The sequence below is a fragment of the bacterium genome, assembly GCA_040755795.1.
GTDB lineage: Bacteria > UBA9089 > CG2-30-40-21 > CG2-30-40-21 > SBAY01 > JBFLXS01.
Genome location: JBFLXS010000308.1, coordinates 1 through 4,990 on the forward strand (window position 1 = coordinate 1; position 4,990 = coordinate 4,990).

At 38.7% G+C, this 4,990-nt stretch carries 3 protein-coding genes; all 3 read left to right on the forward strand.

Going from position 1 to position 4,990, the window contains the following annotated elements; all coding sequences use genetic code 11:
* Positions 1 to 234: MBL fold metallo-hydrolase (locus tag AB1414_15430; protein ID MEW6608811.1), on the forward strand; the 234-nt coding region annotated here is incomplete at its 5' end.
* Positions 235 to 738: 504 nt separating this feature from the next.
* The gene (alaS, locus tag AB1414_15435; GenBank protein ID MEW6608812.1) at positions 739 to 3,339 is read left to right on the forward strand and encodes an alanine--tRNA ligase; all 2,601 of its coding nucleotides are present in this window, start codon (positions 739 to 741) and stop codon (positions 3,337 to 3,339) included.
* A 144-nt stretch (positions 3,340 to 3,483) separates the two neighbouring features.
* Complete coding sequence (locus tag AB1414_15440) at positions 3,484 to 4,392, forward strand: hypothetical protein (protein ID MEW6608813.1); 909 nt, start codon at positions 3,484 to 3,486, stop codon at positions 4,390 to 4,392.
* Positions 4,393 to 4,990 lie beyond the last annotated feature (598 nt).

A 4,990-nucleotide genomic window follows, 5' to 3' on the forward strand; every position in this document is an offset into this window, starting at 1 on the left:
ATACCTCATCATGGAAGCAGAAATGCTTATTACTCAGAATTTATCACGGAAGTCAATCCAGAAATAGGCATAATACAGGTAGGTAGAGATAATAGATTTAATCTTCCCAATAAAGAAGTTATAGCGGATTATGAAAAAATAGGAACTAAAATTTATCAAACAGATATTCATGGGGCAGTAACTGTTAAGACCGATGGGGAAAAAATTTGGGTAAAAACAATATATTTCCAGTAACCGTTCAGCCACAAAGGCACAGAGTTCACAGAGAATTAGAGAAATTAGCCACACATGGACACGAATTATAGCACTTATTAATCGAAATTTGTAAGTGTTCACCGCAGAGACACAGAGACGCAGAGAAAATTTCTATGTTTTCTCTGTTTCTCTGCGTCTCTGCGGTAAAGGACTACCTGAACGGTTACTCATTTTTACATTACCACAATTCTTTAACAATGTCAACTGATTTTTTTCTTGCAATAATTTTATATGTGTGCTATACTACAAAGGAAGATGAAAATGGGTTGGATGGTTGGATGGTTCAGGTGAAATCAGGCTGAAACCTGCGGCTACCAACCTTCCCGAGTCCCGATTTTCAGGAAAATAGCACGCTGATGACGCGGATGATGCGGATATTCGCGGATATAAGATAGAAGACAGAAAAAAGAGAAAAAAATCAGCGAAAATCCGTTAAATCCCCGTTATCCGCGTGCTATTTTAACATTATTTTCAGGAGAATAAATGACTGGAACAGAAATTCGCACAAAATTCTTAGATTATTTTAGCGCACTTGACCATACGATTAAACCAGGTGCCTCGCTGGTGCCGACTGACCCAACGGTTTTATTTACAATTGCCGGGATGGTACCGTTTAAACCACTATTTTTAGGTGAAATAGACCCATTGCCTTTTACCCGCGCCGCTACTTCTCAACGATGCCTTAGAACCAATGACCTTGAAAATGTCGGCAAAACCGCAAGACATCATACCTTCTTTGAAATGCTGGGAAATTTCTCTTTTGGCGATTATTTTAAACAAGAGGCAATTGTCTGGGCATGGGAATTTCTGACTGAAGAACTCGGCTTACCAGAAGATAAAATGTGGATTTCTATCTACAAAGATGATGATGAAGCAAACCAGATATGGAGAAAAATTGTTCCAGAAGGGAAAATTGTAAAGTTAGGGGAAGAAAGTAACTTCTGGAAGATGGGAGAGACAGGTCCGTGTGGGCCCTGTTCAGAGATATTATTTGACCAGGGAGAAGAAATAGGTTGTGGTAAGGAAACATGCAAAGTTGGATGTCATTGTGACCGCTATTTAGAACTATGGAATTTAGTCTTTACTCAGTTTGATAGAGCTCAAAATGGGACACTGCACCCATTACCAAAAAAGAATATCGATACCGGGATGGGATTGGAGAGATTAACGGCAGTTGTACAAGGGGTTAAGACTAATTTTGATACAGATTTGCTTAAGCCAATCATTAATTATGTTGCCAATCTGACTAAAATTGAATATGGTAGAGATTTGAGCAAGGATGTTGCCTTACGGGTTATCGCCGACCATTTGCGAGGAATTACCTATTTAATCAATGATGGAATTATCCCGTCCAATGAATCACGCGGCTATGTTTTACGCGCCTTGATTAGACGAGCACTATGTCAGGGGAGGAAATTAAACCTCCATGAATCCTTTCTTTTTCAAATCGTGCCCGCGGTAGTCAATATCTTTAATCACGACCAGACCTTACTTCACGAAAGAGACCATATCAGCCGAATTATCAAACTTGAGGAAGATAGATTTATAAATACTCTGGAACGAGGTTTGACCATTTTAGAGGAAATGATTAACGAGTATAAAAACAAGTCTCAAGAAGTCCTTTCAGGCAGTGATGTTTTCAAACTTTATGATACTTATGGGTTTCCAGTTGACCTGACACAAGAGATAATATATGAATCTGGACTAAAATTGGATATTGACGGATTTAATGCCCGGATGGAAGAACAACGCAAAAGGGCAAGAATGGCAGGGCAATTTGTCTTTATCGAAGAAGAAAAAGAGACAAAAATAACTGACCAGACAAAATTCGTTGGATATGAATTAAATGAAATCAAGGTAAAGGTAGTCAGAATCCTCAAGGATAAAAAGTTGGTAGAAATGGCAACATCAGGTGATGAAATCGAGATTGTGCTTGATGTCAGCCCTTTCTATGCCGAATCAGGTGGGCAAATTGGCGATACTGGAATATTAATCAATGATGCGGTCAAGATATTAATTACCGATGCAAAATGGTCAGATAAGGCAATTCTACATTTTGGGAAAGTCCTAAAAGGTGAGATTAAAGTAAACGATGAGGTTTTGGTAGGTATTGATTTATCTCGGCGGTTGTCAATTAGCCGCAACCATACCGCCACACACCTTCTTCAAGCCGCATTACGCCAGGTGTTGGGAACTCATGTTAAACAATCAGGTTCTTTTGTTGGGCCGGATTATCTTAGATTTGACTTTACCCATCTTGAGGCAATGAAGGAGCGAGAGATAAACCGTGTAGAGGCAATCGTAAATGAAAAGATTCGAGAAAATTTACAGGTAACGATATTTGAAACAACACTTGATGAGGCAACGAAATTAGGGGCAATGGCATTATTTGAGGAAGAATATGGCGAGCGGGTTCGTGCAGTAAAGATAGGTGATTTTAGCTTAGAACTTTGTGGTGGGACTCATCTAAATGCCACCGGCCAAATCGGCTTTTTTAAATTGCGGCATGAAACAGGCATTGCCGCCGGCATAAGAAGAATTGAGGCAATAACCGGGGAATCTGCTGAAAAATATATCTATCAACTTGAAAAAACTATTAGTCAATTGGCGGATTTGCTCAAAACCTCACCACAACAGTTAGTTCAAAGGATAGAAAAATTAGTTCAAGAGATAAAAGAAAAAGAAAAAGAGAGTTTACATCTTAAAACAAAATTAGTCGCAGATGCCACAACTGACCTGGTAAAAGAGGCTTTTGTCGTAAATGGGATAAAGGTACTGGCGAAAGAATTAGCGGCGATGGATGCGGCTTCATTACGCACCTCAGCTGACCTCATTATCGAGGTATTAAAATCAGGTGTGGTTGTTCTGGTTTCTTGTGCGGACAATAAAGTGCTATGGGTAGTCAAAGTGAGTCAGGATTTAACTACTAAAATCCATGCCGGGAAATTAATCAACGAACTGGCAAAAATCACTGGTGGAGGTGGTGGCGGCAGACCAGATTTCGCTCAAGCCGGCGGTAAATTCCCGGAGAAGGTAAATGCCGCAATGAATAAATTACAAGAAATAATCACAACCAGTAGATAATTTACCACAAAGGCACAGAGAAATGAAAATCAGGTTATCTTAGGACACAATCTGAAATCCGCACTTACCCCAAATGACTGACTCATTACCAAAAAACAAAAATTACAGTTGACATAACCCTTTCTTTGATGTATACTCTTTTATATGGAAAAGAAACAGTGGCATCATTTCTTATCTCAAACATTAAAGGCATTATTTGAACCAAAAGGCTTTAGGGTAGAAACAGAGGTTGAGGTTGGTAAAGCTCCGCTGAAGATAGATATAATCGTCATTAAGAAGGAGAAAGGTGCTGATGTTAATTCCTTGCCTTTGGTTTTCCAATCATTTACTGATTACAATATCATTGAATATAAATCGCCGAATGATAAACTTACACCTGATGGTTTTGACAAATTATTTGCCTATGTTTTGTTGTATAAGATAAAGGAGAAGATAAAGTGGCGGAAGCAGATAAATGCGTATGCCTTAGTTTCTGGCGAGATAAAGGAGATAGGAAATTATATCCGCAAGAATGGACATGAGTTGGTAAGGATAAAAGAAGGGCTGAACTTTGCTGATTTTGGGTTTAACTTTTATCTGATTCAGATTGATAGATTAGAGGTAACACCTGAGAATTATAGGTTGATTTTATTTACTTCTGGGGGATTAATAAAGGAGTTGGTCAAAGGGATAGGGAAAGAAAAAACAGAGGAATTTTCTGATGTAATAGAAGCAGGATTATATTTACATCCTGACGAATTTAAAGAGGAGGTAAGATTAGTGCCACAGACATTAGCAGATAGACCTGACATAATCAGGGAGTTAGCAGAAATAGTTGGGGTAGATAAATTTGTGCAAGGGATTGGCGAGGAGAAGGTAATTCGCAGTCTTGGAAAGGAGAAGGTAATTCATAGCCTTGGAGAAGAAGAGGTAATTCGCAGCCTTGGTGAAGAGAGAGTAATTCGCAGCCTTGGTGAAGAGAGAGTAATTCGCAGCCTTGGCGAAGAGAACCTATTGAAAAATTTTATAAATCTTCTGGGCAAAGAAAAGATAAAGAAAATGTTAGAAGAATAAAAAATCTTTTCATCCAATACGGTGCAAGTTTAAGTTTGAGTAAGGTGCGTTGGACGCACCAGTTTTGTGTTAATCTAACAAAATGGTGCATAAAATGCACTTTACTTGTCTGTTTGATCTGTCCGAGGGGTTAACCCTGCATAGATTATTATAAGGAGTCAGTGAAATGGGGGGTTCTCCTGAAAGTAGGAAGTAGGAAAGTAGGAAAGTAGGAAAGGGGGAGACATTGCCCCCCAGAAGAGAAATACCGTGCACATCCTTTATCCCTTTCCTACTTACCTACTACCTACTTACCTACTATTTTCATTGCTTTGTTCTCCGTAGGTTAATGTTCATTCCCCACAAAAATGACTGACCCATTACCAAAAAATTTTCTGTGATTCAAACAGTAGCAAAAGGCTGGCAAGAACCTCATAGTTGACAAGTAGTTATGATAGATTGAGCGAGAGGCTAAATATTTTTTTGCTCGCTCCTCAGGGCAAACGCATCTAAATTTTCGTCCTCAGACGAGTTATACATTCAGATATAACTTAGCACTTTTTTGTTGACTTTATCATTTATATCCCCTATAATATTAAGAGTAAAGAATTTACTATCA